This window comes from Methanosaeta sp. UBA356 (assembly GCF_002496465.1).
GTDB classification, from domain to species: domain Archaea; phylum Halobacteriota; class Methanosarcinia; order Methanotrichales; family Methanotrichaceae; genus Methanothrix; species Methanothrix soehngenii.
Map to the genome: position 1 here is coordinate 7,495 of NZ_DAKC01000054.1, position 25,818 is coordinate 33,312.

General features: G+C 53.5%; 28 protein-coding genes and 1 tRNA gene. 11 read left to right on the forward strand and 18 right to left on the reverse strand.

Annotated features, from left to right (window positions below; genetic code table 11):
- Nucleotides 1-77: 77 nt before the first annotated feature.
- Together BP727_RS04745 and BP727_RS04750 are read left to right on the forward strand one after the other, a co-directional pair.
- Nucleotides 78-548: a hypothetical protein gene (locus BP727_RS04745; protein WP_286857630.1), complete on the forward strand. Its 471-nt coding sequence runs from the start codon at nucleotides 78-80 to the stop codon at nucleotides 546-548.
- Between the two features lie 25 nt (nucleotides 549-573).
- Nucleotides 574-909 (forward strand): hypothetical protein, encoded by a 336-nt coding sequence (locus BP727_RS04750; protein ID WP_286857632.1) that lies wholly within the window; start codon nucleotides 574-576, stop codon nucleotides 907-909.
- A gap of 93 nt (nucleotides 910-1,002) precedes the next feature.
- On the opposite strand, the gene ilvA is transcribed toward BP727_RS04750, so the two are convergent.
- The gene (gene ilvA, locus BP727_RS04755) at nucleotides 1,003-2,214 is read right to left on the reverse strand and encodes a threonine ammonia-lyase (RefSeq protein ID WP_273278914.1); all 1,212 of its coding nucleotides are present in this window, start codon (nucleotides 2,212-2,214) and stop codon (nucleotides 1,003-1,005) included.
- Nucleotides 2,215-2,309: 95 nt separating this feature from the next.
- Between ilvA and BP727_RS04760 the strand changes: the two genes are divergently transcribed.
- Nucleotides 2,310-3,221, forward strand: a complete 912-nt coding sequence (locus BP727_RS04760; protein ID WP_286857634.1) for an ion transporter — start codon at nucleotides 2,310-2,312, stop codon at nucleotides 3,219-3,221.
- Nucleotides 3,222-3,273: 52 nt separating this feature from the next.
- Here the strand turns inward: BP727_RS04760 and rqcH are convergent, their stop codons facing one another.
- The gene (gene rqcH / locus BP727_RS04765) at nucleotides 3,274-5,199 is read right to left on the reverse strand and encodes a ribosome rescue protein RqcH (RefSeq protein WP_286857636.1); all 1,926 of its coding nucleotides are present in this window, start codon (nucleotides 5,197-5,199) and stop codon (nucleotides 3,274-3,276) included.
- A 55-nt stretch (nucleotides 5,200-5,254) separates the two neighbouring features.
- On the opposite strand from rqcH, the gene BP727_RS04770 reads away from it, so the two are divergent.
- Nucleotides 5,255-5,818 (forward strand): Mut7-C RNAse domain-containing protein, encoded by a 564-nt coding sequence (locus BP727_RS04770; RefSeq protein WP_013718257.1) that lies wholly within the window; start codon nucleotides 5,255-5,257, stop codon nucleotides 5,816-5,818.
- An 87-nt stretch (nucleotides 5,819-5,905) separates the two neighbouring features.
- Here BP727_RS04770 and BP727_RS04775 read toward each other — a convergent pair whose 3' ends face one another.
- The gene (locus BP727_RS04775; protein WP_013718256.1) at nucleotides 5,906-6,586 is read right to left on the reverse strand and encodes a transglutaminase domain-containing protein; all 681 of its coding nucleotides are present in this window, start codon (nucleotides 6,584-6,586) and stop codon (nucleotides 5,906-5,908) included.
- Between the two features lie 175 nt (nucleotides 6,587-6,761).
- Here BP727_RS04775 and BP727_RS04780 point away from each other — a divergent pair, with 175 nt between their 5' ends.
- Nucleotides 6,762-7,226: a nucleoside deaminase gene (locus BP727_RS04780; protein WP_013718255.1), complete on the forward strand. Its 465-nt coding sequence runs from the start codon at nucleotides 6,762-6,764 to the stop codon at nucleotides 7,224-7,226.
- Nucleotides 7,227-7,289: 63 nt separating this feature from the next.
- Here BP727_RS04780 and BP727_RS04785 read toward each other — a convergent pair whose 3' ends face one another.
- The 3 genes from BP727_RS04785 to BP727_RS04795 form a co-directional block, all read right to left on the reverse strand.
- A complete protein-coding gene (locus tag BP727_RS04785) occupies nucleotides 7,290-7,877 on the reverse strand; it encodes a hypothetical protein (RefSeq protein WP_286857640.1) in 588 nt (195 codons plus the stop codon).
- Between the two features lie 91 nt (nucleotides 7,878-7,968).
- Entirely contained in the window at nucleotides 7,969-8,253 is a 285-nt protein-coding gene (locus BP727_RS04790) for an Lrp/AsnC ligand binding domain-containing protein (protein ID WP_286857641.1), read from the reverse strand.
- 201 nt (nucleotides 8,254-8,454) lie between these two features.
- Nucleotides 8,455-8,730 (reverse strand): hypothetical protein, encoded by a 276-nt coding sequence (locus tag BP727_RS04795; RefSeq protein WP_286857642.1) that lies wholly within the window; start codon nucleotides 8,728-8,730, stop codon nucleotides 8,455-8,457.
- 841 nt (nucleotides 8,731-9,571) lie between these two features.
- Between BP727_RS04795 and BP727_RS04800 the strand changes: the two genes are divergently transcribed.
- Nucleotides 9,572-10,681, forward strand: a complete 1,110-nt coding sequence (locus tag BP727_RS04800) for a DJ-1/PfpI family protein (RefSeq protein WP_286857645.1) — start codon at nucleotides 9,572-9,574, stop codon at nucleotides 10,679-10,681.
- A gap of 125 nt (nucleotides 10,682-10,806) precedes the next feature.
- Here the strand turns inward: BP727_RS04800 and budA are convergent, their stop codons facing one another.
- From budA to gatC, 6 genes are all read right to left on the reverse strand, one after another.
- A complete protein-coding gene (gene budA / locus BP727_RS04805) occupies nucleotides 10,807-11,610 on the reverse strand; it encodes an acetolactate decarboxylase (protein ID WP_286857647.1) in 804 nt (267 codons plus the stop codon).
- Between the two features lie 183 nt (nucleotides 11,611-11,793).
- Entirely contained in the window at nucleotides 11,794-12,948 is a 1,155-nt protein-coding gene (locus BP727_RS04810) for a Vms1/Ankzf1 family peptidyl-tRNA hydrolase (protein ID WP_286857649.1), read from the reverse strand.
- A gap of 102 nt (nucleotides 12,949-13,050) precedes the next feature.
- Nucleotides 13,051-13,248: a hypothetical protein gene (locus BP727_RS04815; protein ID WP_273278907.1), complete on the reverse strand. Its 198-nt coding sequence runs from the start codon at nucleotides 13,246-13,248 to the stop codon at nucleotides 13,051-13,053.
- 349 nt (nucleotides 13,249-13,597) lie between these two features.
- A complete protein-coding gene (gene gatB / locus BP727_RS04820; RefSeq protein ID WP_013718248.1) occupies nucleotides 13,598-15,013 on the reverse strand; it encodes an Asp-tRNA(Asn)/Glu-tRNA(Gln) amidotransferase subunit GatB in 1,416 nt (471 codons plus the stop codon).
- Entirely contained in the window at nucleotides 15,014-16,432 is a 1,419-nt protein-coding gene (gene gatA / locus BP727_RS04825) for an Asp-tRNA(Asn)/Glu-tRNA(Gln) amidotransferase subunit GatA (protein ID WP_286857654.1), read from the reverse strand.
- A 2-nt stretch (nucleotides 16,433-16,434) separates the two neighbouring features.
- Entirely contained in the window at nucleotides 16,435-16,716 is a 282-nt protein-coding gene (gene gatC, locus BP727_RS04830; protein WP_013718246.1) for an Asp-tRNA(Asn)/Glu-tRNA(Gln) amidotransferase subunit GatC, read from the reverse strand.
- A 283-nt stretch (nucleotides 16,717-16,999) separates the two neighbouring features.
- On the opposite strand from gatC, the gene BP727_RS04835 reads away from it, so the two are divergent.
- Nucleotides 17,000-18,340, forward strand: coding sequence for a phytoene desaturase family protein (locus tag BP727_RS04835; protein ID WP_013718245.1), 1,341 nt, complete (start codon nucleotides 17,000-17,002; stop codon nucleotides 18,338-18,340).
- Nucleotides 18,341-18,651: 311 nt separating this feature from the next.
- Nucleotides 18,652-20,013, forward strand: a complete 1,362-nt coding sequence (locus tag BP727_RS04840; RefSeq protein WP_286857656.1) for a PQQ-dependent sugar dehydrogenase — start codon at nucleotides 18,652-18,654, stop codon at nucleotides 20,011-20,013.
- A 12-nt stretch (nucleotides 20,014-20,025) separates the two neighbouring features.
- Here the strand turns inward: BP727_RS04840 and BP727_RS04845 are convergent, their stop codons facing one another.
- From BP727_RS04845 to BP727_RS04855, 3 genes are all read right to left on the reverse strand, one after another.
- A complete protein-coding gene (locus BP727_RS04845; protein WP_286857658.1) occupies nucleotides 20,026-21,015 on the reverse strand; it encodes a cation diffusion facilitator family transporter in 990 nt (329 codons plus the stop codon).
- Nucleotides 21,016-21,110: 95 nt separating this feature from the next.
- The gene (gene pspAA / locus BP727_RS04850) at nucleotides 21,111-21,389 is read right to left on the reverse strand and encodes a PspA-associated protein PspAA (RefSeq protein WP_013718242.1); all 279 of its coding nucleotides are present in this window, start codon (nucleotides 21,387-21,389) and stop codon (nucleotides 21,111-21,113) included.
- Nucleotides 21,386-22,081, reverse strand: a complete 696-nt coding sequence (locus BP727_RS04855; protein ID WP_013718241.1) for a PspA/IM30 family protein — start codon at nucleotides 22,079-22,081, stop codon at nucleotides 21,386-21,388. Before BP727_RS04855 ends, pspAA begins: the two co-directional genes overlap by 4 nt.
- Before the next feature lie 193 nt (nucleotides 22,082-22,274).
- Between BP727_RS04855 and BP727_RS04860 the strand changes: the two genes are divergently transcribed.
- The 3 genes from BP727_RS04860 to BP727_RS04870 all read left to right on the forward strand — a co-directional run bounded on the left by BP727_RS04860 (nucleotide 22,275) and on the right by BP727_RS04870 (nucleotide 24,059).
- On the forward strand, nucleotides 22,275-22,505 hold the full coding sequence (locus BP727_RS04860; protein ID WP_273278904.1) for a PGF-CTERM sorting domain-containing protein: 231 nt from the start codon (nucleotides 22,275-22,277) through the stop codon (nucleotides 22,503-22,505).
- A 251-nt stretch (nucleotides 22,506-22,756) separates the two neighbouring features.
- Nucleotides 22,757-23,482 carry a 1-(5-phosphoribosyl)-5-[(5-phosphoribosylamino)methylideneamino]imidazole-4-carboxamide isomerase gene (gene hisA / locus BP727_RS04865; protein WP_273271569.1) on the forward strand — a complete coding sequence of 242 codons (726 nt, stop codon included), beginning with the start codon at nucleotides 22,757-22,759 and terminating at the stop codon, nucleotides 23,480-23,482.
- Nucleotides 23,483-23,492: 10 nt separating this feature from the next.
- Complete coding sequence (locus BP727_RS04870) at nucleotides 23,493-24,059, forward strand: imidazoleglycerol-phosphate dehydratase (protein WP_286857660.1); 567 nt, start codon at nucleotides 23,493-23,495, stop codon at nucleotides 24,057-24,059.
- Nucleotides 24,060-24,095: 36 nt separating this feature from the next.
- On the opposite strand, the gene surE is transcribed toward BP727_RS04870, so the two are convergent.
- The 3 genes from surE to uppS form a co-directional block, all read right to left on the reverse strand.
- Nucleotides 24,096-24,881, reverse strand: coding sequence for a 5'/3'-nucleotidase SurE (gene surE / locus BP727_RS04875; RefSeq protein WP_048132754.1), 786 nt, complete (start codon nucleotides 24,879-24,881; stop codon nucleotides 24,096-24,098).
- A gap of 415 nt (nucleotides 24,882-25,296) precedes the next feature.
- Nucleotides 25,297-25,386 (reverse strand) — tRNA-Arg (locus BP727_RS04880).
- Nucleotides 25,387-25,423: 37 nt separating this feature from the next.
- Nucleotides 25,424-25,818, reverse strand: a 395-nt coding sequence (gene uppS, locus BP727_RS04885; protein ID WP_286857662.1) for a polyprenyl diphosphate synthase, incomplete at its 5' end; no start/stop codon positions are given.

Consider the following 25,818-nt stretch of genomic DNA (forward strand, 5'->3'; position numbering starts at 1 on the left):
GAGATCAGGCCGGGAGATGGTCCGATCAAGGAGAGGAGTGGCAGTGGAGATCAGGCACATCAAGGGGAGATAAGAGCATGAGAGGAGTGAGGAAGAGACGAAAGGTAAAGAATGAAAAGAACAGCTTGGATATGATCAGCCCAACCTCTTTTTATTCCAGCCAGGACGATAAGATTAAGCTGAACTGGTTTTGCTATGAATTAGCTTTGTCGATTTATGATAGCATGAAAGATGAACTTGCCTACATGCTGAGAAGGAAAAAGATCAGTGATGAGGTCCTTGCGGAGTTTTGCATTTACTATACAAAAGCAATGAAGGATGAAGTTCTCAGGCAATTGTCCGGCGAAATTGAAAAAGTGTGCATCTCATACGAGCCCGTAGAATCGTTCTTCCCTGATATCGGCGATGACATGGTTAATAAAATGACTGATGCAATCTCATATGCATGGGATCATATGCTCAGCATCTGCGAGGTATGCCCCAATCGATGCATCAGCGAGAAGGATGTATTCTGCACCCTGTTCGATGAAAAGCATCTCTTCGAATAATGGGATACGGAAAGAGATGAGGAATATGCTGCTAATAGACGAGATGAAGGCCAATCTGCCCATCACCGCTTATGCCAGCCGCGATTTGAGCAAAACCTTGATTGCGAATGGATTTGATGTCACACCGGAAAAGGAATTGAAGATCCTTAATGTAGTCGAGTCAGGAGAGGAAGGAGGCATAGCCTGCTTCCTGGATCTACCGGAAAACTTTGTCGTATCTTTAACACTTCTCAGGGTGGGGCCGGATCATCCACTGCACGACAAGATATTTGCTTATCAAAAGAAAAGGATCAGAAGCATCTTCAGGTCAAAGGGTTTGGGGACAAAAAGGATGAAGCAGATATTTCAGCAGGAGAAATAGTAGTATTCTTCAATTGTACAAGAGAGATGGCAACAGATGGATCCGATTTTCTTTTCAGCAATCCGTTTGTAGCGGAAGGGCAGTTTGCGCTCCTCACCTCCGCATGAATCTGTATCCTGCTCCCTCCATCGCCCTCTCGATCTCTTTTATGTGCTCGAAGCCCCTAGTTTCCAGCTCCAGGTCAACCCGGGTATAGTTGATCGCCACTCCGCTCTCGTTTCGGGCATGATGGATGTGAACCACATTGGCCTCATGCCTGGCAAGCAGCTCCAAAAGCCCGGCCAGCGACCCGGGAGCATCCTTCAGGCAGACGGAAAAACGCATCATCCTTCCCTCTTTCAGAAGGCCTGCTGAGATGATTCTCTCCAGGAGCAGGCTGTCCACATTACCGCCGCTTACCACCAGCACTACACGGCTCCCCTCGGCAACCTGCAGCGATCCGCCAAGTAACGCAGCCAGTGGAGCAGCGGCCGCCCCCTCCGCCAGAATGCGCTTTCTCTCCAGAAGCTTCAATACGGCAGAGGCGATCTGATCCTCATCAACCAGAACGATATCATCCACCAGCTTCTGCAGCAACGGGAATGGGGCCTCGCCCACCTGGGTGACCATGATGGCATCGGCGATCGAGCCCCGCTCCTCAGCCTGGACCTCCGCCGGCCTTCCAAGCTCCAGGGCCTTTCTGGCCGAGGGGCAGGATGCCGCCTGCACCCCCACCACCCTTGCCTCCGGCCGGATGGCCTTGGCTGCCAGGGCAATTCCTGCGATCAATCCTCCTCCTCCCACCGGAACGATTATGAGGTCTGCATCTGGCAGGTCCTCCAGGATCTCCAGGCCAACTGTCCCCTGGCCGGCTATGACCTCCTCGTCGTCATACGGATGAATGAAGATCCTGTTCGTCTCCTGGGCCATCCGCCTGCCGATATCTATGCTCTCGACGAGGCTTTTGCCCATCAGCCTCACCTCTGCCTCATAAGCTCGGGTGGCCTCTTGCTTGGAGATGGAGGCCCAGACAGGCATGATGATCGTAGCAGGGACACCGGCTGCACAGGCGGCCAGGGCCACCCCCTGTGCATGGTTTCCCACAGAGGCGGCGATAACCCCTGAATGGATCTTTTCCAGATTGGACTGGAGCTTGTAGGTGGCCCCTCTGACCTTGAACGAACCGCCCATCTGCAGGCTCTCCAGCTTCAGGTATACCTCGGCATTGGCCAATCTGCTGAAGGTGGGGGAGTAGACTAAAGGAGTGCGGATGACCCTGTCCTTGAGGAGATTTGCCGCCTGCAAAACATCGGAGAATTCGATCATAATATCATGATACTACACCGCTGCCTGAAGACTTAATCATTTCCAAAGCTCATTCGGATGGTTTTATCCCCTAAAAGAGACTATAGACAATACAGATGTCTGGCCATCAGTTAAAAGCCAATCAGACAAGAGCCAATCCGAAAAAGGAGGCTTCGGGAAAGGGGGGCAAGAAATCTTCTCAGGTCAGAAGCTTGCGGGAGACCGTCCAGTTCTACATGATAGACTTTAGAACCCCTCTGGGAAAGGCCATTGACATCTTCATCATCCTGCTCAATCTGCTGGTGGTCATGCTCTTCGTCATCGAGACCTATCCCCTCTCAGCGGGCACGCAAGAAATCCTCTGGAGGACTGAGATAGCAGCAGTGAGCCTGTTTATCATCGAATATCTGCTGCGGCTCTATGGCGCTCCTGACCGCTGGGCATATGTCAAAGATGGCTACAGCATCATCGATATCGTGGCCATAATGCCCACCCTGGTTTTGATGGTCCTGCCCGCCACCTTCTTCACCCACGATATTCGGTTCATTCAGACCATAAGGGTGATGGCGGCATTCAGGATATTCAGGTTTCTCCGCTTTATGGCCAAAGATCATCTGCTCTTCGGAATGATCAGCCCGGGGATGATTAACGTCGCCCGTCTGGTGGCGAGCATATTCATAATCCTTTTTGTATATTCAGGACTCTTCTATTTTGTGGAGGAGCCGCTCAATCCTGATGTGCAGAACTTCGGAGATGCCTTTTACTTCGTGGTGGTTGCTGTCTCCACCGTCGGCTTCGGCGATATCGTTCCCTCATCCTCTGCCGGCCGGCTGGTCACGGTGGCCATGATAATCTCCGGGATCATCTTCATCCCCTTCCAGGCAGCGAGGATATTTCGCGCCTGGCTTCGGGCCTCCAGCCAGGACAGGACGGTGATATGCACCAACTGCGGGCTGGACAGGCATGATGTCGATTCTAAGTACTGCAAAAAATGCGGCGAAGCTCTGCCGGAGACGGGAGAGAGTTAGCCGCTTTTGAGCAGTCTGTTCTAGGGAATGCTTTTGTTTTGAATTGTCCCAATCACTCCTTTATCCTCGAATTTCCCGGCGGCAGGAACTGCACGATCTGATCCACCGACGCCACGGACTTCAAGAAGGCTCTGTCCTCCACCTTTAAAGAGAACTGCCGGTAGATCCTCTTTGCCAGGTCGTCAGGATTGAGCTCTCCCGGCTCGATCTCCACCACCGGGTCAGATCCAGGCTTGGCCGCCGATACGGGACCGCCTATAAGAACTCCATCTCTTATGCCCAGGGCTATTCCCAGTGGAACATCCCGGAAGTACCTGCGCTCGCCCCGGATGACAAAGCCGCCCTTCTTCAAAAACTCCCCCGGCTCCGGGGTCTTGCTCACCTGGTCTCCCTTCACCAGATAGCAGTCTGCAGCAGCAAGCCCGCTCTTCCAGGAGGAGGAGTAGCTCACAGAAAATCCGGCCGCCTCCTGCATGGTGCTATCCGGTACCTCTTTGCCCTCGGTCTTAATCACCGTCAGGGGAGCGCCGGGAGCGTCGGTATGCATGGCCAGGTCCCTCCTCTCCAGGTATTTGGCATAAATCTCCTCATTGCTATCCGCATCCCTTCCCCCTAAGACCAGGAAGCCGTCGGAGGAGTAAAACCAGCGGAACCTCTCATACCACTTGGGCTTTCTCCGTCTGTAGTATGAAGAAACGGCGCGGGTCTTCTTGGGAGCGACCTTTCCCGCTTTCAGCTCCTCGGTTATGGCCAGAGCGCTCTGTGCCCCTCTGGCCTTGCGGACCATATCCTTGGCCTTATCGTAGTACCTCTGGGCATTCTGGGGGACGGCCAGTTCGGCATTAAGCTCCAGCTCCTCCCCATCCAGAAAGACCCTCATCTCTCCCCTGCCGTCCAAAGAGAGGATCGTCTTCGCCTGGGGAAGGCCCGAGCCGCTGATCCTCTCCCAGATCTGGTTATAGGAGAAGCCCCGCGTCCGGGCATCGTTCATAAGAGTGAGTATCTGCTCGACGCTGCCATAGAGCTGGTAGATCAGCTCGCCCTTCCGAACCAGTTCCGCCTCCTGGGCCCGAAAATCTTCAATGGCTCTGCGCTGCAGCTCTATCCTGTGCTCCAGAGGATTCTGCCGGGCCGTCTCCTTCTCCCTCTCCACAAAGAAGGCATCCAGGGCTTCGCTTAGGGTGGCAAAACGCTTCATCTCCAGACCGGAATAGAGCTTCAGAGGGCGGGGCAGGACATCTATGGGAGCATCATCCTCGATGACGATATGGGGATCGAGGGTTTCATCCAGGAACACTTCGCTTAATGCCTGATGGACCCGGTCGATCTCTCCAGGGTCCAGGTCGATGGCCTCCTTGTTCTTGTCCACTCCGGCCACCAGGCAGACCTCCTCGCCGTATGTCCCGCCCATATTCAGACCGCGCACTAAAGATCTCACCAGGTCCTGGCCGCTGGAGGCAAGCCAGAGGGCCAGATCATCCCGGGTTATGGTCCTTGGATCGAGCTGGCCGGGGTGGTAGAGATAGGGCTCCCCGGCGGCCATCTTCGTTCCCCGGTAGAGCATCTTTCTGAGCATGCTGAGGATGTTTCTGGATTCATCGAGCAGGATCATGCTCCCCTTGGGAAAGAGCTCAACGATGAGGTAACGAGCAGTTCTGCTTCGCTCCACCTTGATCTCCAGCACCCTATCGAACTGGTGCTGCCTGATATCGACTATCCGGCCTCCGGAGAGGTGGCTTCGGAGCATGGTGGGAAACTGAGGAGGGGTTTTGCTGGCCGGGCGCTCAGCCTTGGTGATATGGACCCTCCTTCCCGTTTCCAGGAGGAGGTCGAGCCGGCCCTCCGCCGGGGACTGAACCGAGAGCCAGATCCGGTCTGAGGATTGCTGATAGGCCTTGCCCATGAACCCCCCCAGGATCCGATCCTGAAGCTCCTTGACCATCGCCGCCACGTCCACATTGCTCATCGCCTTCTTCATGAATGGGAGGATCTAGATCAATCGATAAATAGTTGCGGATCGAGATGGGTGGATCGTGGAAGAGAGACCGCCGGATGAGACGCCGTCTGAAGAGAGAGGACCGGAAGTGATGCTGGGTGAAGACGAGCCGCCGGCAGAGAGGCCTCAAGAGAGAAGCTTTCTGGTCGACCTCATGCTCCTCCGCCTGGCAAGGTGGCTGCGCCTTTTGGGCCAGGATGTGGCCAATCCCGAGAGCGACAGCGATAAGGCACTCCTTGGCCAGGCAAAAAGGGAGAATAGGATCCTCGTCACCAGAGATAAGAGGCTCTTTTCATCCTGCTCAGCTGCCGGGGTGGAGGGCATTCTCATCCGCTCGTCCCGGATCTGTGAACAGATCCTGGAGATGGCCGAAAAGGGGATCGCTCTGAGGATAGATCCCCAAAGGTGCACCCTGTGCAACAGCTCCCTTAAGGAAGCTGAAGGGCGTGATGGGGAGATCTGGATCTGTCCCAATTGCCAGAGGCTATACTGGAGGGGTAGCCACTGGAAGAATATGGAAAAGATGCTAGAAGCTCTTCGACTTCGGAAGCATGAAAGAGAAGTCGATAAAGAAGAATGCAAGGGAGAACATAAATCATAATACAAAAATTATATGCATATATTTACCAGATGCGGAAAATAGACATTATAGGGCAAACTGGATGTGCGGCATATGTTATTATCATTATCACTCTGATGGCACTGGTTGCTGAGGTTTGACTCGAATCTTCAGATAATCCGTGAATTCGTTTTTCATCCGGGTCATCGACCAGAGATGAGAGGAGTTCAGGCAGAACTGTGGCTGGTATTGATACTGATTTCCAGGCAGGGTGAATGGATCAGCAGGCGTGAAGCTGGGAGGCGCTGATTCCAACGTCGTCTCCAAGAGGCACCATTGTCCAGACTCGCACTGGTAGACCACCCAGGCATGCCCGTAGGAACCAGCTGGAGAGGCCACCCGGCCCAAAACCACCCGCACGCACTGCTCTGAGATCCCGCTAGCCAGGAGAAGAGAAGCTAAGAGAAAAGAGGTATCCTCGCAGTCCCCTTTTCCGAGCATCAGCGTCTCCTCGGGAAAGAGCCAGAGGTCTTCCAGTCCAAAGCTGCTCTTGTCGGTGACGTAGTCTATTGACCTGGTCACGTAGTCCCAGCTCCGCCAGGCTCTCATGTCGAATGTCCCTGCCTCGCGGGAGGCAGGAAGGGCCATCTCCTCCAGGGCTCTGGCTATTACCTTGCTATGGGTGTGAGATAGCCAGTCCCGGACGTCAGTGGGAATCAGTATGCCCGAGCTGCCGATTACCACTCTCTTATCATAAACGATCGTGTCCCTGACGATCTCCTCCCCTGCCCAGTTACATCCTGTGATCATGATACCCCCAATCCCATCTATGTTAATAATTTTAGTTCACTATATTTAAAATTATCGAAATTGACTGTTTTTGGATATCGATGCTTGCTAAGATAAATTCATTACATATATTTAATAAAAATTCTATGAGATGAGCAAAGCTTGATCAATCTTGCCATCCAATTTGATATTCAACATGGATATCTTCATGCAGGCGGCGCTGGATGAGGCCCGCAAGGGCTCCAGAGAAGGTGGGATTCCCATAGGAGCGGTCCTAGTTGAGGAGGGACGGATCATAGGAAGAGGAAGGAACAGACGAGTGCAGCAAAGAGATCAGATGATGCATGCTGAGATCGACTGCCTGCGCAATGCCCGGCTGACCGGCGGCTATCACAATGCAGTGCTATATACAACCCTCATGCCCTGCTACATGTGCGCCGGGGCAGTGGTCTACTTCGGGATCAAGAAGGTAGTGGTTGGCGAGGCCAGGAGCGCTCCCGCAGCCAGGGACTTCATGCAGGCTCATGGGATAGAGGTGGTGGACCTAGACTGGGCTGAGTGCAGGATGCTGATGGAGGAGTACATAAGCATGAACCGGAAGCAGTGGGATGAGGTTTTGTCGGAGCTGAACCCGGATCTGCTGATCCAGCAGGAAAAATGAAATATGAGAGAATTGAGAAAGGGAGGCTTTGTGCCGCCCATTGCACTTGTTTTGCCAAAATATTCAGTCAGCCTTCTCCAGATATGCCGCTGCTTCCTCGCTTTGTGTGGCATTATATTGCAGGTAAAGGGAATCATAGCCAGCTTTCTGGAAGGCAAACTGCCAGGTACCGGGTATGCCGCTGATGATGGCGACCCCGGTGGAGTTCGTTGTCCCTGAAAATTCATTTCCATCTCCGTCCTGCCCCGTGATCTGAACATCAGAGAGAATTGGGCCATCCAGACTTCCTTCAAGGACATATACTGCAAGGGCAACCTGTTCAGCCCCAGAGCTCTTTTCAAGGTATGCGGCAGTCTCCTCATTCTCGGTGGCATCATATTGCAGGTTAAGGTCGTCATAGCCATCCTTCTGGAAGGAAAACTGCCAGGTACCTGGAGTCCCGCTGATAACCGCTGCGCCGTCGCTGTCCGTCACTCCAGCAAACTCATTTCCAGTCCCATCCGATCCGGTAATGAGAACTTCGGAAAGAAGAGGACCATCAAGGGCCTCCTCATGAACGTTTATGGTGAGACTTATCTGTTCCTGGCATGAAGCCGACAGGGCCATGCTGCTCAATATCAATAATGCTGTCAGATAATATGCTATCTTCATATCGATTTCTCCTTTCAATTTTCGATCTGCAAATTTTATGAATTGGTATCCACCATCAGGTGAGCAAAGCTGATCCGAGTTCGGAGGATCTTTACGAGCATCCCCGTACTGGGACCTCGAAATCAAGAGATGATTCGTCGATCGGAGCTAACTGCTTTGATGCATCCCTATCTGTGATGAGAACATGGCAGATATTGGTCGCGTCAGGTATACTCCTTACCCTGCCAATCAATCCCTGCAGAGCAGCAACGCTTTTTGCCTGCATTACTACGAAGAACTGGTACTCGCCCAAGATGAGATAGGCTTCTTTTACCCCGCTGACCTTCCTGAGGTCCAGATAAGCCTCGTCCTCATGCCCGCGAACTACCTTTACCATCGCGAAACCAATAACCATTGTGAAACCCCCACCGCTTTAATCAAACTCCGAAATCATTGGAATTCAGTTTATCTTTGCTCCGTTCACCTTTTGTCATTTAACTCCAAAAAGCGGGCCAGGAATTCTGACTCCTGGCCGATCTGATACTCGCTTTTTGAAATTCACCTCGCCATGATCCCTTTGAATGATGGTTTTCCTGCTCTACCTCGGAGCTGCAATATCATTCATAGGACCCATATTCTGGCCCATGCGGGGATTCTGATCGAACGGATTCCGCTTGCCATCCATCATCGACTTGGGAACGATCTTATCGCTCTGTGGATTCTCCGAGTTCTGGCCGCGAGGACCTTCCCTACAATCCGTCATGACCTCAGGACCGATCTTATCATCCTGGCCTGCCTGTGGATTCTTGCAGAACTGATTGGGCTGCTTGCCGTCCATCATGGACTTGGGTGCGCCTCCTTTATTCCGATTCATCCGGCAATCCTGGCATGGATCTTCCCCGCACGAATCTTGCCTGCCATCCATCATCGGCTTGGGGGCAAAGTTACCCTCATAATTATCTGCCATGGCGTTCGTTCGACCCTGCTGCTGGAGATCCGGTGCCTTTTCGCTCATCAGGGACTTCTGACAGGGGGATTCCATCTGCTTTGCACATTCCTTTAGAGCAATTCCATTATCCTGCATTGAAAGGGCTGGGACGATGGAAATACATGCGACCAACAATGCCGCAAATAGTCTAACATATCTCATTCACTATACCTCCACTCAAGATCAACGTCAGCCCTCAGGCTTGAGTTGTCTTGCAGGCAAAGGGAAATCTGAACGATTTAAAAAAGAAGAGCCGTACGAACCGCAAGACACATCGAACGCTGACCCTAATAGCAGACCAATTAGCGTTTTAAAATCAGATTATAGGTTCCTAATGGTTTTATTTCTAATATTATATCACTTTAGCATTTTTATATTGATTAATTGCTCGTAGTTCGATCTAAAAATATAATAAAATCATTCCAGTCCTCTAATTTCGAAATAGAGATCAAAGAGACATTAATAATCTCTCATATATCGTCTTAGGCTCCCGATCCTGCTAACATTAAAATTTCGCCCAATGCTGCCACCTCTGCCTCCATAGCAAGATGCTTTGTTGCTCATCTCCGCCCCGCGCAGCAGGAGGTGATTTGTGCATTCGATTGTAAGATCGATTCTGAGAGTTGATTTGCCTGAAAGGGGGGATTGCATCGTGATATTCCGTATCATCAACCACAGTAATTCAGTTTCGCTAATCTATTTATCCTAATCCATCACTTCATTCAACATGAAAAGCCCATTCCTCACACCACTCATTCTCATATTGCTGGCTGCGATGTCTCCAGCATCTGCACAGACTGCTTCAGATACAGACTACACCTGCTGGCAGTGTCCCGTCTGCGGATATACCGTCATCCTGACGCCGGCCGAGGCTGAGAGCATTGATCCCTACACCCTCTGCCCGAACTGCTATTCCGCATATGCCGGCAACTTCATTCAAGTCTACTGCTCAGGCTATGTTCCCAAGGACGATCAATCCGACGACCCGTATCAGGATAATGAGCAGCCGTATTGGCAAGAAGATGAAATGAACTCGCAGGATTTCGGAGATAACAAAGACTCAGAGGATAGATCGGGCAATGGCCTTGCGCCTGCTCTGGATACAGGCTCAAGCAAAGAGAAGATCCTGATGGTTCTCCCGCCAGATCAGTATCAAAAAGAGGAGCTGAATGTGCCTCGCGACTACTTCCAGAGCATGGGCTACCAGGTTCATCTGGCCAGCAAAGGGGTGAAGACAGCCACCGGAATGAGCGGCGAGAGGACGGAGGTGGATCTGGACCTTGATGAGGTAAAGCTCTCCGATTACATCGCCGTGGTCTTCGTGGGCGGGGAAGGGATCTACTCCCAGGAGCTGAACCGTGACCCGGACTACCAGAAGATCGCCAAATCGGCCAACGCACAAAAGAAAATCGTGGGAGCCATCTGTCTGGGCCCCTGGATCCTGGCGGACGCCGGCCTTCTCAAGGGTAAGAAGGCCACTGCATCTGAGACCGACCATATCAAGTCAAAGGGAGCGATAGTATCAGACGATGCCGTGGTTCAGGACGGAAAGATCATCACTGCTAACGGCCCCTCCGCCTCTCAGGAGTTTGCCGAAGCGGTAGTCGCTGCCCTGCAGGCTTCCTCTCCCACTGATGGCAATTCAGATCAATTGGATAAAACCGAAGCAAACGCAGCTGCATCGAGCAATGCAGCCTCTCAGGCTGCCGCCTGGAGGTGCAAGGTATGCGGATACGTATATAATCCAGCGGAAAATGATGGGGTGGCATTCGAAGATCTGCCAGACACCTGGAAATGCCCCTGCGGGGCCCCCAAGAGCGAGTTCGTCAGAGTCTGAAGCCAGGAATCTGGCACAAAACTTTTCTTCCTTTTTTGAAGATTGCCAGGAATGTGAGGATCTTCCAATGCTACCAGCTCACACATCACGTAATCATTGATAATAAAAATATTTTGTAAGATCCTCTACTCCCTGGGATTGCTCTCTATCCTCTCCAGCTCTTCCTCCTGGCTATCTGATAGATCTGCCTGATAAAACTGCTTGTTCTCTGGTAGATCCATCTCGAAGCCGGATATGCTGTCCACTTTCGCGCTCGCATCCTCGATCTCCAGGTCCAGGAGATGGCCTCCCGCTTTGCGATCTAAAGTGATGAAGTGCAGGTGGTAGCCGGGAACATTCACCCCTTCGACATAGTCTGGGCATCTGAATCCGACCACTGTTCCCTCAACATCGTGAAACTCGAATATCTCTTGCCCTTTTATAGCTTCTTCGAGAGGCGGATAGGGCTTCTCCTGGGCGGGCACGCTTCTTGTCTTGACATAGTCGAATGTGCCGTCGATCCTGATGGCGTAAAACAGATTATCACTCTCTAGCGAATTGTCCAGATAGCCCTGCAGCTCGCTGAGGTTATATCTTCCCCCCAGGTTTATCGTCTCCTCGGCATCAAAGAATGTGACCACGGAAAAAGGCGTGATCATGCTATCGCTCAAGCTATATGCGACACCATCGGATTTCACCTGGTAGAACTGGCCGTCAACGGCAACCATCTCACCATCAAGGGCCTGCACAGTCCCCAGCCCGAAATCGCCGCGCTCGCCAAGTTCTCCAAAAGTCATTGTGCCATCATATACCCCCTGCATAAGCGCGCCAATGGTCGAGGTCTGATACAGGCTGTCGTCCTCCTCAGCCAGCGATCCCTGCGCCATCATCAGAAAGAGGATGGCAATGGCAGCATATTCGCGGTCAAAAGCAATTTTTATATCGCTCATGAGTTCATCACTCCAATGAACCTCTGAAAAAATAGCTTGTTATCTATATACTTATCTCCAAGATATTAGCTACTCGCTATATTCTTTTTGGTTCGCACTCCTTCTTTTTAGTTCGCCCTCCAGCAGGGGGGATCATGCCCAAAAGGATGAATAAAAACAGGCTATTCGCTGAATAATTCGCCTTCAATAGCGCAGTATTGCCCCCACGCCGCCAATAGACTGCAGGAACTCATCCTCCTCCACGAACTCCACCTCTGCTCCCGTCCTCTGGGCCAGCTCGTAGAGCTCCTCTAAGACGTTCACCTGAGAGGTCCTGCCGCCGCACTGGGGGCAGACCTCGGGCCGAGCCCCCTCCTGGAAGTGCTGGCACTTCTCGCAGATCCAGCCGGGGACCACATAATCGGAGAGCATGACTAAAGTGTTGACCCTGCCATGAGTCAGAGCATCTCTGACCGGATCGATTCCGTAGGAGGAAAGCTGGCCCTTGAGCACATTGGACTTCAGCTCCTCTGCCCTCTTCTTGCTCACCGAGCGCTCGTAATCCAGGGCCACCTGGTCGCCCATCTTCACCAGCTCGCTGGGAACTGTGCCCATGGGGACATCCAAGAGGCCTAATACCCGATCCCTGACCTGTGGGGGGAGCAATTCCTTGAGCTGGCTTTTCGCCTCACCCGGTCCGGCAAGCACCAGTCCCCTCATCCCCTGCAGGTTATCCAGATTGGCGAGGTCCTCTGCCACCTGGGTGAGGAAGGACTTGATGGCCCCCTTTCGCAAGCGGTCAAAGCGCATCTGGCTCCATCCACCTTTCTTATGCTTGTTCATAAGGTCGATAGAAGAGCGGCTCATCTCTTCCATGATGCGGGAGCGGATGACAAACAATTTGGCCTCCTGAGAGTCGAGCAGCAAAAGGCCCCAGTCCAGGTAGTCGTCCCTGAGCCTGGCCAGGGGAAGGAGAAATGGCGAGGTGTCCAGGACCACTAGAGGCTCCGCCTCCAGTCCCATCCGGTAGACGTGCAGGAATGACTCCGGGCTGGAGGCTAAGATCACCCTTGATCTCTCTCCTTTCCAGGATGGCGATTCTATTGCCTCCTGGGCCAAAGAGACGGTCTTCTGAAAGGATTCTCGAAGCTCTGAGGGAAGGGACTTTTCCATGACCCGAAACCGGGAGGAGATATGAGAGCGGCTGGCATCCAGATCGGTGCTGCTGGCGCTTTTCATATAAATCGATAAATATATGTCCATCTCATCGTATATCTCCGCGAGGGCTCCCAGGTCGATCTCGGTGACCGCAACCAGATTGCCGGGGGAGATGCTGGTGAACTCGGGCTTGGGCTGCATGGTTCGATAAAGGGGGGAATGGTAGAAAAGGCTGTCCCATTTTGGGAGATCTATGTGAACATTTTATTATTCTTTATAAGAAATTATAGTTACTGCTTCAAGTTAAGTTATCTTCACTTTATAGCCCTCAGAAGCACAACTTTGAATGTCGTCCAGGATCTCATATTCATGGATCTCGATAACCCGATTCCTGGATTTGTCGCCCTCGGCTGCCTTCTGCGAGCCGAAGCTCTCCTTGAATACTCTATTCAGCAGCAACAGGCCAGCCGCACTCAATGTCAACCCCAGTAGCATTGCCATTTTAATTCCTATATTGAGGATCCAGGATATAAGTAATTAACTCTTCTCCCAACTGAAAAACCGTGGAAAAATGGTATCATTAGATGGAAAACTGGGCCAACAGAATAGAGAGGTCGTGAATCAATTATGGGTTGGTATTTAGGCCTGCCGCAGAATTAGGCCTTATTGAATGCTGATTTGCCCAGAATGTCCTCTCTCGGGTGTGTCCGAGAAACCGCAATCGGTAATCGAGTTCCAGAACTTCAACCTATTTTAGGATCACGACCGAATAGAGAAGAAGGAAAGAAAAAAGAGATGACCCTGAGATTTTCCTCCATGCCTTGCTCTCCTCCCTCCTCTGACCATCGCCCTAAAGCTTGTCCACCTGGGCCCGGACCAGATTATGTACCTCGCCAGGGCTGGCCTTGCCCCTGGTCTTTTTCATCACCTGACCCACGATATAGTTCAGGGCCCTCTCGCTTCCCGCTTTATAGTCCGCGACGGCCGCGCTGCACTCCGCCACCGCCTCCGCAACCGCTCGTGCCACCACATCATCCTCCGCCCGGCCCAGGCCGCGGGATTTGATGATCTCCTGGGGCGAGCTGCCTTTCTTATCCAGCAGGTCGCGGATGACCTCCACCGCCCCGTGCTCGGTAATCTTATTCTCGCCGAGCAGCTGCACAATCTCCACCATATGCTCCGGGCTGAAGCTCTCTATCCCCAGATCGCGGTAGTTCAATTCCCCCTTGAGGACATCGGCGATCCAGACCGCGGCCATCCTGGGCGAGGCCCGGGCAGCCACGAACTCATAGAAGTCGGCCAACCGGATCTCCGTGGTCAATGACTTGGCGTGGTCATCGGCCAGGCTGTACTGCCGGACGAACCTCTCCCTCTTCGAGTCAGGCAGCTCAGGCAGAGCCTCCCTTATGGCAGGAACCCAGGAGGCGATGCGCAGGGTCACCAGATCGCACTCGGGGAAGTAGCGGTAATCGTGCGCCCCCACCTTGCTGCGGATGGAGACGGTGATGTTGCGCAGCTCATCGAAGTGTCGGGTTTCCTGCACCACCTTGATGTTCCGCCGGGCCAGGTTCCTCTGGCGGGTGATCTCATAGGAGAGGGCCTTCTCCACTCCCTTAAATCCAGAGATGTTCTTGACCTCGGAGCGGTCGCCGCCCTTCAAAGAGATGTTGGCATCCACTCTCATCGCCCCCTCCAGGGAACCGTCAAAGACGTCCAGGTACTCGAGAATGCTCTTCAACTTATCGAGAAACGCCCGCGCCTCCTTGGGTGAATGCAGATCGGGCTCAGTCACCACCTCTAAGAGAGGCATGCCGCAGCGGTTGTAGTCCACCATGGTGTACTTCGCCTTATCAATGGTCCCGGCATGCACCAGCCTTCCCGGGTCCTCCTCCATATGAGCCCGATTGATGCGTATATTCCTCTCCTGGTCGTCGTCGCCCAGGATCATGATATGGCCGCCTGTCGCCAGAGGATAGTCGTACTGGCTGATCTGGAAACCCTTGGGCAGATCCGGGTAGTAGTAATTCTTGCGGTAAAAGAGGGTCTCCTCCTCGATCTTGCAGTTCAGGGCCAATCCCACTTTTATGCCGCTCTCCACTGCTTTGCGGTTGATCACCGGCAAAGAGCCGGGCAGGCCCAGGCAGACCGGGCAGGTATGGCTGTTGGGCTCGGAGTTATGATATTTGGTCGAGCAGCCACAGAACATCTTCGACTCCAGCCGGTTGAGCTGAACATGAATCTCCAGGCCGATGATGACATCCTCCATCTAGACCACCTCCTCCGGCGTCCTCTCGTGATATGGCGTCGCCGCCTCAAAAGCCTGTGCCGCCTGCAGAACTGCCGCCTCGCCGAAGTGCGGGCCTATGAGCTGCAGGCCGATTGGAAGCTGGCCAGCAAATCCGCAGGGCAGGGATATCGCCGGAACTCCTGCCAGGTTGATGGGCACGGTGAATATGTCAGCTTTGTAAAGAGAGAGCGGATCGTTTATCCGCTCGCCGATCCTGAAAGCGGGAATGGGCATGGTCGGGCTGGCGAGGAGATCGACCTGTTTGAAGGCTGCCAAGAAATCCTCTTTGATCAGGGTCCTCACCTTCAGCGCCTTGAGATAGTAGCGGCCATAGTATCCTGCGGACAGAGCATAGGTCCCCAGTAATATTCGCCTTTTCACCTCAGGACCGAAGCCCTTGCTGCGAATCTCGGAGAAGGTGGTATGCCAGTCCCGGTCCTCCCCAGCCTGGCGCAGCCCATATCGCAGGCCGTCGAAGCGGGCCAGATTGGAGGAGGCCTCGCTCATGGCTATCACATAATAGGCGGCCAGAGCATACTGGGTATGGGGCAGGCTCACCTCCTGCCAGCTCGCTCCCAGTCCCTCCAGGACGGATATCGCATCCCAGACCGACTTCTCTACTTTTTCATTCACCCCTTCCCCGAAGTACTCCTTGGGTATGCCTATCTTCATGCCATCGATCCCCTGGTCCAGATCGGGCAGATAGCTGCTCTTCTCCGCTGAGGTCGAGTCCCGCCAGTCATGCCCGGCGATGACCTCCAAGAGGAGTGCAGTATCCTTTACCGTACGGGTCAGAGGCCCGATCTGCTCTAAGGAGTTGGCATAAGCGATCAGTCCATAACGCGATACCAGGCCATAGGTGGGCTTCAGGCCGACGATGCCGCAGAACGATGCCGGACAGCGCACCGATCCGCCCGTATCCGAGCCCAGGGAACAAGGAGCCTCGCCACCAGCAACGCAAGCCGCGCTTCCCCCGCTGGAGCCGCCCGGAACGCAATCGATATCCCAGGGGTTTCTGGTCGGACCGAAGGCGCTGGTCTCAGTGGAGGTCCCCATGGCGAACTCATCCATATTGGTCTTGCCCATGATTATGGCCCCCTCTGCCCGCAAACGCTCGATCACATGGGCATCATATGGCGGGATGTATCCCTGCAGAATCCTGGAGCTGCAGTTGCTCTCAATCCCCTTGGTCGATATGCACTCCTTGATGGCGATGGGAACTCCGGCCAGGAGCCCCTTCCCCGGATTTTGATCAAAGCTTTTTGCCTCTTTTAAAGCCGTTTCCTTAGCCAGGGTGGTAAAGGCATTGAGCTTACCCCTCTCGATCCTCTCATAGAGCTGGGAGAGATACTCCTCTGCCGATCCGGCCAGGAGGGTTGCCTTAAGCTCGGACAGCATAATCACACTATCCTTGGGCTCTTGAAGTAGCCATTTTCGCGTCGCGGCGCATTAAAAAGCGCCTCATCCTGAGTGAGAGAGCCTCTGGCTATATCCTCTCTGAAGATATTGGCAAGGTCAACCACCCGGTAGGTGGGCTCCACTCCCTCTGTGTCCACCAGATCCAGTTGATGGAAGTACTCCAGAATGGAGTTGAACTGCTCCACCAACTCATCCTTCTCCTCTTCTTCGATCTTGATGCTGGCAAGCCAGCTGATGTGCTCCACATCTTCTCTGGTGATCATGTCATCCCACACATATAACCTACTAGATTCGGCAGCTAGATTCGGCATTCTAATATAGCGACTTTTGCCCACTGAGCCATGCTGATTGCCCGCAAGCGAAAGGTTGTTGTGCCATTTTCCGCTATCTCTTTTGTCTTCAGGCCCAAGATCACCTTATTGGATATAAATGCTCTTTTATCAGCAGCACTGCGATATCCCTCCTTCTGGAGGCCTGCGGGCCAAAAGGCTTAAGCATCCTGATACAATAAGATGGGAAGCGATATCAAAAATTGGATAATGATCTATGAAAAAGAATGATGTTGTGGTTATTGGTTCAGGGATCAGCGGCTTATTGACTGCACTTGCCCTTTCCCGGGAAGGAAAGAAAGTGCTGATTTTGGAGAAAGAGGACTGTATCGGCGGGGTCTGCAGGTCTTATGAGGTGGATGGCTATCGCCTGGACACCGGCCCTCATGCCATAACCAGGTTAAAGAGCGGTCCGCTCAAGGTGCTGATGGACAGGTACTTCAGGGTTGTTCCTCAGTTTGCTCCCTTTGGAAAGTACTACGTGCGAATCGGGGACGAGGTCAAGCCTTTCCCCTGGAGCATCAACTCCTGGCTCACATTCAGCCTGATTCCCATGACTGACAGGCTGCTATTGATGAGGGCGCTCTTCAATACCCTATACCTCTTGAACTCAGGCAAGGACTTCTCCAATATACCCCTATCCGCCGTCCTTCCCAATGCACTATCAAGCACCACCAGGAGATTTTTGGACTGGCTGTGCTACTTTATGGTGGGCACATCAGCGGATAACGCTCCCATATCCCGGTTCATTGACAACAAGATCCACAATACCCATTCCGTGCCCTATGTGGGAAAGCTGTACGACCTGTTCATAACCGATGGGGCCAAAGACCAGGGATACCCAAAGGGCGGACTCCAATCCATAATCAACTCCGTCACCTCCTCATTTCCTGAGGGCAGGGTGAAGATAATCACAAATGAGAGGGTCGTGAAGATCGAGGGCATAAGGCGTGAAGATCAGGTGTTCCGGGCGGATCAGGTGATCACCAATCGGGATAGCTACGAATGCGATACCGTCGTTTACTCGGGATTCTCTTCCAGACTGCCGGATCTAGTCGATGACCTGCCTTCTGAATACACCGAGAACCTCTCCTCGATCAAGAAGGTAAAGTCCCTGACCATATGGCTGGGCCTGACCAAGAGGCTGTTCCTGAATTACGGCTCGGAAATGTGGGTGGACTCGGATCCATATGCCTGGGTGGTTCCCACCACCAACTACGATCCCACATTGGCGCCAAAAGGCAATCATCTCGTAGGCTTCGCATTTACCCTGGATGGCGAGTATGATATGGCGAAGATAAAGAAGAAAGCCTTTCAATCAATCGTCCAGAAGGTTCCGCATATCGAGGATCATATCGATATGATTCACTACCAGGAGCTGATACCAGAGAAAGCATCCTGGGGATTGAACCTGGGATTCGGGGACGTGAGAACCCCGGTGAAAAACCTTTATTGCGTGGGAACTGACACCGAGAAAAGAAGCGCAGGGGTCAACCGCTCGGCATACTCCGTTCTGAAGTGCCTGGATCTCATGAGATCGGACGGAGTGCTGCATTAGAGTCATCTGATGCTTCGTCATTGCTCCTTTACTCTAGCCTTTCCTCTGAGCATAGCCCCCGGATCAATCCCGCTTTTCCAGACGGCACTCCTAATCCCTTTCGATCTCCTCTTTTCTGGACGTGTGCATCGAACGATCCTCTCTCCAGCAGATCCATCTGCTGAGCATAAATATATAAGTATTTAGAGCCTTAAAATAGATGTTCGGAATTCAAACCGCCTGCTTTTAGCTCAGGGGAAAACCAAAGCGCATTCTGAGCCGATCGGATGGCAGGAGAGTATTTGAAAGATATTCGAAAGGAATGATCGGAAATGAAAAATTATAAAACACCTTCCACCCTGATTCTGTTGATGCTTTTGGTCGGCATCACAGGTTGCATTGGCAATGAGGCCGATCCCTCCACCGACGCAGGCGAGGCGTCCATCTCCGCCCTGGAAAATAAGAGTCCTCCCACCTTGGGACTGAAGCTGATAGCCACCGGCCTGACTGCGCCCGTGCAGTATATCAGCTCAGACGACGGCCGGATGTTCGCCGTCGATCAGACGGGGATGGTTGAGGTCTTCGATGAAGATGGCCGGATGCAGGAGGGCCCCTTCATGGATCTTCGCGACCGGATGGTCGATCTATCCCCGGGCTACGATGAACGGGGGCTGCTGGGGATGGCGTTTCATCCCGATTTTGTCGAGAACGGTCGGGTATTCGTATTCTACAGCGCCCCTCTGCGAGCGGGAGCTCCGGAAGGCTACAGCTGCACCAACCGTCTGTCTCTTTTCACAGTATCTGAGGACGATCCCGATGCAGTCGATATGAGCAGAGAGAGGGTCATCTTCCAGATCGACAAGCCCCAGATGAACCATAACGGCGGGGCCATCACCTTCGGCCCGGACGGCTATCTGTACCTGCCTTTGGGCGATGGCGGCGGGGCAAATGATCAGGGGCCTGGCCACTCCGAGGGAGGAAACGCCCAGGATACCTCAAGCTTCTATGGCAAGATTCTGAGAATCGATGTGGATTCGGCGGCTGACGGCTACGCCATTCCCCCGGACAACCCATACCTCAACGACTCCGCTTATCTCCCTGAGATCTGGATTTTGGGCCTGAGAAATCCCTATGGCATCTCCTTTGACTCACATGGGCGCTTGTTCGTTGCCGATGCCGGCCAGAACCTCTGGGAGGAGGTGGACCTGGTGGAAAAGGGTGGAAACTACGGCTGGAACATCCGGGAGGGGACTCATTGCTTCGATCCGGAGAGCCCGAATGACTCGCCTGCCAGCTGCCCGGAGGTAGGGGCTAAAGGGGAGCCGCTCATAGATCCCATAATCGAGTATGATCATGACAACCATACCGTGGTCGTGGGCGGGTACCTGTATGAGGGCCAGGATCTGACTGATCTCGTTGGCAGCTACCTCTTCGCCGACTGGTCCAGCAACTTCGATCAGGGGGATGGCAGGCTCTACCTGGCCCGGCCGGAAGCATCAGATGAAGGGCTCTGGAAGGCGGAGGAGATAACGATCGCCGGCCGTCCGGATGGAAGGATTGGAGAGTTCATCCGCGCCTTTGGGCGAGACGGGGAGGGCGAGATCTACCTCCTGACGTCAGAAGTTCTGGGCCCCTCAGGAGATAGCGGGAAGATCTATAAGCTGGTTAGAGCTGAAGAGCAGGCGCCGGCCTGAGAACGGCAGCTCTCAGCTTTTTCTGACCATATCCTCTGGCCCTGCCTCCTCCATCTGCATTGCCCCATCTTCACCCTCATCGCCCAGACGTAACGCTTCGCTGCCCTGTCCGCAGCTCTCATGTTCAAGCTGGATGGTGGTATGCTCTATTCCGAAGAGATCATGCAGGATTCCTTTGATCTCCTCCATTATCGCCTCCCCCTGTGAGATCATCTGGTCCTCGATCACCGCATGGGCGCTGAGTATGACATGGGCAGAGCACACCCCCCAGACGTGCAGGTCATGGACCTGGAGCACACCGGGAACGCTGCCGATGGCCTGGGATACATCCTCAAGGTTGATGCATGCTGGAACACCCTCCATCATGATACGAAATGAGTCCCTTATGAGCCGGTAAGAGCTGGCGAATATTATCAGGCTGATGATGATGCTGGCTATGGGATCGGCCTGGGTCCAGCCAGTCTGCCAGATGATGATTCCTGCCACTATGACGCCCAGAGAGGCGGCAGCGTCCCCCAGCACGTGAAGCCTCGCTGACCTGATATTGAGATCCTCGGAGTGATGGGGGCCGTGATCATGGTGATGGAGGTGGCCGCCTCCCAGGATGTAGGCCACAATCAGGTTCACTATCAGGCCGAAGGTTGCCAGCAAGAGAAGGTCAAGCCCCTTCACTGGTGCCGGCACTAAGAGCCTTTTGTATGCCTCCACCAGTATCCCCAGGGAGACGAATCCTAGCGTCAGTCCATTGGCCAGGGATGCTATCACCTCAAAGCGGTGAAAACCGTAGCTGTATCGCTCGTCCGCCGGCATGGTTGAGAGGCGGATGGCCAGCCAGCTGAGAAGGATGGCGAATATGTCCAGGAAGACATGAGCGGCATCTGAGAGCAGGGCCAGGCTGCCGGTCCACCAGCTGCCTATGGCCTCCACTATGAGGATGGTGCAGGTGAGGAGGATGGCGAGGAGAAAGCGTCGCTCGACCGTTTTTATCTCATGGTTCTTCATCTTCCCTGGCACCAGGATGTTATTGCCAAATCCGATCCAGATAAGCCTTTACCAATAAAAAGTATTTGCAGCTTGATGCCGCGCAGGCGCTGTCTTCATCCTTCGATAAGACCGTCATTGCAGAAGATATTCCTTGCCTCCTGGAAGGAGAGATCTGCGGGAGGGACTATGATGTCCGAAGGAATGACCTCCTGGACGCTTATGGGCTTCCCCAGCTCTTTGACCATGGAGATCATTCTGACCAGCTCCTGGCAAAAGCCATCTTGATCGCCATTCTTCACATGATCCACTATCTGATTGTCAATTTTATTCAGATCGCCCAGATTGCTGTCATCAAAGCGGAACTGACCCTCTCCCAGGATTCTGATAATCATTTATTCATCTCCGCCTTCAATCTGGCCATCTCATCATCTACGGTGTTCTTGGCCTTGACCCGTGCCAATTCACTCTCGATCTCATCCCCTCCCGAGTAGTCGGTGAGAGTTCCGGATTCCAGGAGCTCATCCAAAGCAGCAGAGCGGGCTTTCATATCCTCAGTCTTCTCTTCTGCTCTCTGAACCGCCAGGCCTACATCCGCCATCTCCTCGCTTATACCGGTCACGGACTCGGTGATCTTGACCTGAGCATCGGCGGCAGTATACTGGGCTTTGATGGTCTCCTTCTTGGTGCGGAAGGCCTCCACCTTGGTGGCCAGGCGGGTTTCGGCTGCCTGCAGCTTCTGCTGCTGATTATTCAGTTCATTTATCTCCCCTTCCAGGGTATTCAGCTGGGCCTGCATCAAGGCCTTGCTCTCCAGGGCCTTTCTCGCCAGGTCCTCCCGGCTGGCAGAAATGGCCTCCTTTGCCTGGCCATCAAGCTTATCGATGTTCATCTGAAGCTTGGCCTTCTGCAATTCAAGCCTCTTCTTGGAGGTGGTCACCTCTGCCACCCCTCTCTTGACATTCTGCAATAGCTGCAGTTGCTTTTCATAAGAGACCTCAAGGACCTCTCTGGGATCCTCTATCCTGTTCATGATCTTATTCATCTTTGCCTGCACGACAGCGCTCATCCGCTCTAAGAAGCCCATATAGATCCTCCTTCAGCCTATCTGTTATCCACCGTTTTCTTGATTGGATGCAAATTACATATACCAATGTCATTTTTGATATTTATAGGCTCTCGTGCAACGGATGCCATTTATGCTGCAATTGTGCAAAGGATGTGGCTAAAAGGGAAAGGATGAATTACGATGAAATAGGTTTGAATCCGGAGGTGAATAGATGAGAAAGTCCATATTAGCTCTTCTTTTGGCCCTCTTCGCCATCATGGCATTGGCAGCACCGATCTATGCCGAGGATGATGATGACGATGAGGATGATGAGGAAGAGAACGAGGCTTCCAGCGAGAGAGAAAGCGACTCTGATGAGAAGAGCACTCCGGGATTCGGATTTGCATTTGCAGTGGCAGGCACGCTGGCAGGAGCTCGCTTAATCAGATCTAAAATCCATTGAGATCGTTTGATATCGATCGCTTGAGATCAATTGATCTAATCTTTTTTTCGGCTCCTCGCTATTTGGTTTGGGAATTTGAATCAGAAATTCTCTGTTCCTCTGTGGTGAAACGCGATGCACTGACCCAACCACAGAAACACAGAGGAACAGAGAACATATTCTCCGCCTGAACTCACCCCCATAATTCAGCGAAGAGCCTTTTTTTCCAACCATCGAAACGGTTAAGGTCTATTCGATGCCAATTGGCCATCATGAGTTTTTCATTCTTTCCTGCAGTGGACCTGCGAGGCGGCAAATGCGTGCAGCTGGTGGGAGGAGTACCAGGAACTGAGGTAGTGGCCCTGGACAATCCCCTCGCCCAGGCAGAGCGCTGGATCGACGAAGGCGCTGACCACCTGCACATCATCGACCTGGACGGGGCGATTCAGGGCAAGAGGGCGAACGCCCCCATCCTCGCTCAGATCGTAAAGGAGCTGGACGTCTATATCCAGGTAGGGGGGGGCATTCGGTCAGAAGAGGAAGCGAGGGATGTTCTCCGCCTGGGCGTAGATAGGGTGATCCTGGGAACTGCCGCCCTGAAAGATCCCGATATGATCGCCCAATTGGCTGAGGAGCACGGTCGGGAGAGAATTATGGTGGCCCTGGATGTTAAGCGAGGGGATGTCACCACCGAGGGCTGGCAGAAGACCTTAGGCAAGAGGGCGATGGAGCTGGGCAGATTGTTCGAGGATAAGGGGGCGGGGTCCATCCTCTTCACGAACATCGATGTTGAAGGCAGGGAGCGAGGAATCGATATCCAGCCTACACGAGAGCTGGTGGCAGCCCTCAGAATACCGGTTGTCGCTGCCGGCGGGGTCACCTCCATCGATGACGTCCTCGCCCTGAGGGATGCTGGGGCTGCAGGAGCCGTGGCTGGGACGGCCATTTACACCGGAAAATTGAGCGTCTCAGCTACTCTGCAGGCCCTGCGAAGATAGGTGATGGTAAATGGCGAAAAGAAATGGAAGAGGATTGGGATTATTCAGAGATTGTAGGGCCCAGGCCACAGTTAACCTGGACGGATCAGGCCAGGCAAAAGCCGCCTCCGGATCGGGATTTCTTGATCATATGCTGCTCGCCCTGGCCCGCACGGCAAATATTGACCTGGTGGCGGAATCAGAGGAGGGCTTGTGGAGAGCCCAGACATTAGGAAGGGCCATCGGCCTTGCCCTGGATGATGCTCTGGGAGACAGGAGCGGAATATGCCGTTACGGCTCGGCCTCGGTTCCCATGGACGAGTCTTTAGCGGACGTGGCTCTGGACTTCAGCGGGCGGCCCTATCTGATCGTCTCCGGAGAGTTTCAGGGGGAGAGGATCGGGGATTTCGAGGCCATGCTCCTTGAACCCTTCCTGGAAGAGCTCTTTAATGCAGCCGGGATGACGGTTCATATCCGCTTCTACGGGGAGAACGATCATCATAAGATGGAATGCATCTTCAAGGCCCTGGGACTTGCCCTGCGCCAGGCGGCGGCAAAGGGTGGAGCGGGCATCCCCAGCACCAAAGGAGTAATCTGAGGGTAGATCGGAGGTAAATCTGAGGTCAGATAGAGATCAAAATAGTTTCTCTATCTCTTTCAGATCGATTCTGGCCGTGGAGTCCAGGCTGAGGGGGGTTAAGGATACCAGCTTGTCCTGATAGATGGTCTGCACGTCAGTCCCCTCCTCGTCGCAGCATATCAGCTCCCCATCAATCCAGTAGTAAGGCCGGCCACGGGGGTCAAAACGCTCCTGCACAGCCGTCTTGAAGATCTTCTTAGCCAGGCGGGTCACTTTTATCTCCGTCTCCTCGCTGGCACCGACTGGGACATTCAGGTTTAAGAGATCCACTCCTTCAGGAAGGCCGTGCTCTAAGACCCGGGTCGCTACTCGGCGCAGAAATAGAGCTGCCACATCAAAGCTGTGCTTGGCTCCATGATGCATATCGAACTTGTCGCCCTGATCAACGGCCTGAATTGAGGCAGCAATGGCGGGAATGCCGTAGCTAGCAGCCTCCAGAGCCGCTCCGATGGTCCCGCTCGTGGTAACAGTATCGGTGCTGATGTTCTCTCCCACATTGATTCCCGAGATGACCAGATCAGGCATCTCCTTAAGGATGGCGAAGATGCCAATGATGACCGAATCCACCGGCGTTCCAGTGACCGCATAGGCTTTAAAGCCGTTCAGGTTCACCTCTGCGAAGCGAAGCGGCTCAAAGACGGATATAGATCTTCCCACGCCGCTCTTCTGTCCCGAAGGCGCGGCTACCGTCACCTCCCCCAGGCCTCGAACGCTCTTTGCCGCCGCCTCGAGACCGGAGGCATAAACGCCATCATCGTTGCTGACCAGTATGCGATGCATCGATTGAGCCTTGAGCATCCTATCGGTATTAAACTATCCCCCAAACCGGATAAATCGCGATATGCCCACTGGACGTGGCCGTCTTCATGACACCAATGTGGGCTGCCAACTGGAAAGCCATGGGCAGGAGGGGTCGGCCTAGCGCAGAAATAGAGATATGCAGTCGATGCTGAAGGGAAGCGGCCTGACCAAGGTGGCCAGGATTGACACTGGCCTCTCTTGAGAAGGGCTTTGATGAGAGCGTCGAAGACTTTGCCAGGCAGTTTGGACTGAAGAAGATCCAGCTTGAAGGAGGAACGGCGGTAGCGGAGAGGAGCTAGCAGCAGACTAATAGGCAATTAATGAAGTGCTGGGCAATGCACGGAGATCGAGATGCTTCATGCCAAAGCTAAATTTCTGCGCAGGATAAATATCACGTCCCGACCGGGATTCGAACCCGGGTTGAAGGCTCTCTGCGCGAAAAATGCTCCGCAGGCCTCCGGGATATCCACTACCCCATCGGGACAAGAACACCTCTGATGGCATGCTTCAGGTTATTAAGCTTATTGGCATGATGCCCTGGTCTGTGCCGTCCTGATAGCCCGCAGAAAGTCGATCTTCCTGAACTCCGGCCAAAAAGGAGCGCAAAAGTAGGCGGCGCACTCATTGCCATTGGCCTGCCAGGGAAGGAAGTTCGATGTGCGAAAGTCCCCCGCCGTCCTGATGATCAGATCCACCTTGGGAACGGAAATGCCGTCCTGGGGATAGAGATGCTGGGCGATGATGGTCTCATCGAGATCCTTAGATCTGATCCTTCCCTCCTCCACCAGGTGGGCTAAGGAGCGTGCGGCATCCACCAGCTCCCTCTGACCTCCGTAAGCCAGGGCCACATTCAGATACATCTTCTTGTAATCCTTCGTGGCCTCCTCAGTCAATCGGATCTCCTCCTGCAGATCAT

Bases quoted from the DNA above. Each gene is read 5' to 3' on its own strand.
- BP727_RS04840 (WP_286857656.1), top strand. From the start codon at position 18,652: ATGAAAAATTATAAAACACCTTCCACCCTGATTCTGTTGATGCTTTTG.
- BP727_RS04760 (WP_286857634.1), top strand. From the start codon at position 2,310: ATGTCTGGCCATCAGTTAAAAGCCAATCAGACAAGAGCCAATCCGAAA.
- budA (WP_286857647.1), bottom strand. From the start codon at position 11,610: ATGAGCGATATAAAAATTGCTTTTGACCGCGAATATGCTGCCATTGCC.
- hisA (WP_273271569.1), top strand. From the start codon at position 22,757: ATGAGTTTTTCATTCTTTCCTGCAGTGGACCTGCGAGGCGGCAAATGC.
- BP727_RS04785 (WP_286857640.1), bottom strand. From the start codon at position 7,877: ATGAAGATAGCATATTATCTGACAGCATTATTGATATTGAGCAGCATG.
- BP727_RS04845 (WP_286857658.1), bottom strand. From the start codon at position 21,015: ATGAAGAACCATGAGATAAAAACGGTCGAGCGACGCTTTCTCCTCGCC.
- ilvA (WP_273278914.1), bottom strand. From the start codon at position 2,214: ATGATCGAATTCTCCGATGTTTTGCAGGCGGCAAATCTCCTCAAGGAC.
- BP727_RS04780 (WP_013718255.1), top strand. From the start codon at position 6,762: ATGGATATCTTCATGCAGGCGGCGCTGGATGAGGCCCGCAAGGGCTCC.
- BP727_RS04810 (WP_286857649.1), bottom strand. From the start codon at position 12,948: ATGCAGCCCAAGCCCGAGTTCACCAGCATCTCCCCCGGCAATCTGGTT.
- BP727_RS04855 (WP_013718241.1), bottom strand. From the start codon at position 22,081: ATGGGCTTCTTAGAGCGGATGAGCGCTGTCGTGCAGGCAAAGATGAAT.
- pspAA (WP_013718242.1), bottom strand. From the start codon at position 21,389: ATGATTATCAGAATCCTGGGAGAGGGTCAGTTCCGCTTTGATGACAGC.
- BP727_RS04790 (WP_286857641.1), bottom strand. From the start codon at position 8,253: ATGGTAAAGGTAGTTCGCGGGCATGAGGACGAGGCTTATCTGGACCTC.
- BP727_RS04870 (WP_286857660.1), top strand. From the start codon at position 23,493: ATGGCGAAAAGAAATGGAAGAGGATTGGGATTATTCAGAGATTGTAGG.
- BP727_RS04745 (WP_286857630.1), top strand. From the start codon at position 78: ATGAGAGGAGTGAGGAAGAGACGAAAGGTAAAGAATGAAAAGAACAGC.
- BP727_RS04775 (WP_013718256.1), bottom strand. From the start codon at position 6,586: ATGATCACAGGATGTAACTGGGCAGGGGAGGAGATCGTCAGGGACACG.
- BP727_RS04795 (WP_286857642.1), bottom strand. From the start codon at position 8,730: ATGAATCGGAATAAAGGAGGCGCACCCAAGTCCATGATGGACGGCAAG.
- BP727_RS04860 (WP_273278904.1), top strand. From the start codon at position 22,275: ATGAGAAAGTCCATATTAGCTCTTCTTTTGGCCCTCTTCGCCATCATG.
- BP727_RS04835 (WP_013718245.1), top strand. From the start codon at position 17,000: ATGAAAAAGAATGATGTTGTGGTTATTGGTTCAGGGATCAGCGGCTTA.
- BP727_RS04815 (WP_273278907.1), bottom strand. From the start codon at position 13,248: ATGGCAATGCTACTGGGGTTGACATTGAGTGCGGCTGGCCTGTTGCTG.
- gatC (WP_013718246.1), bottom strand. From the start codon at position 16,716: ATGATCACCAGAGAAGATGTGGAGCACATCAGCTGGCTTGCCAGCATC.
- rqcH (WP_286857636.1), bottom strand. From the start codon at position 5,199: ATGAAGAAGGCGATGAGCAATGTGGACGTGGCGGCGATGGTCAAGGAG.
- gatB (WP_013718248.1), bottom strand. From the start codon at position 15,013: ATGGAGGATGTCATCATCGGCCTGGAGATTCATGTTCAGCTCAACCGG.
- BP727_RS04750 (WP_286857632.1), top strand. From the start codon at position 574: ATGCTGCTAATAGACGAGATGAAGGCCAATCTGCCCATCACCGCTTAT.
- gatA (WP_286857654.1), bottom strand. From the start codon at position 16,432: ATGCTGTCCGAGCTTAAGGCAACCCTCCTGGCCGGATCGGCAGAGGAG.
- BP727_RS04800 (WP_286857645.1), top strand. From the start codon at position 9,572: ATGAAAAGCCCATTCCTCACACCACTCATTCTCATATTGCTGGCTGCG.
- surE (WP_048132754.1), bottom strand. From the start codon at position 24,881: ATGCATCGCATACTGGTCAGCAACGATGATGGCGTTTATGCCTCCGGT.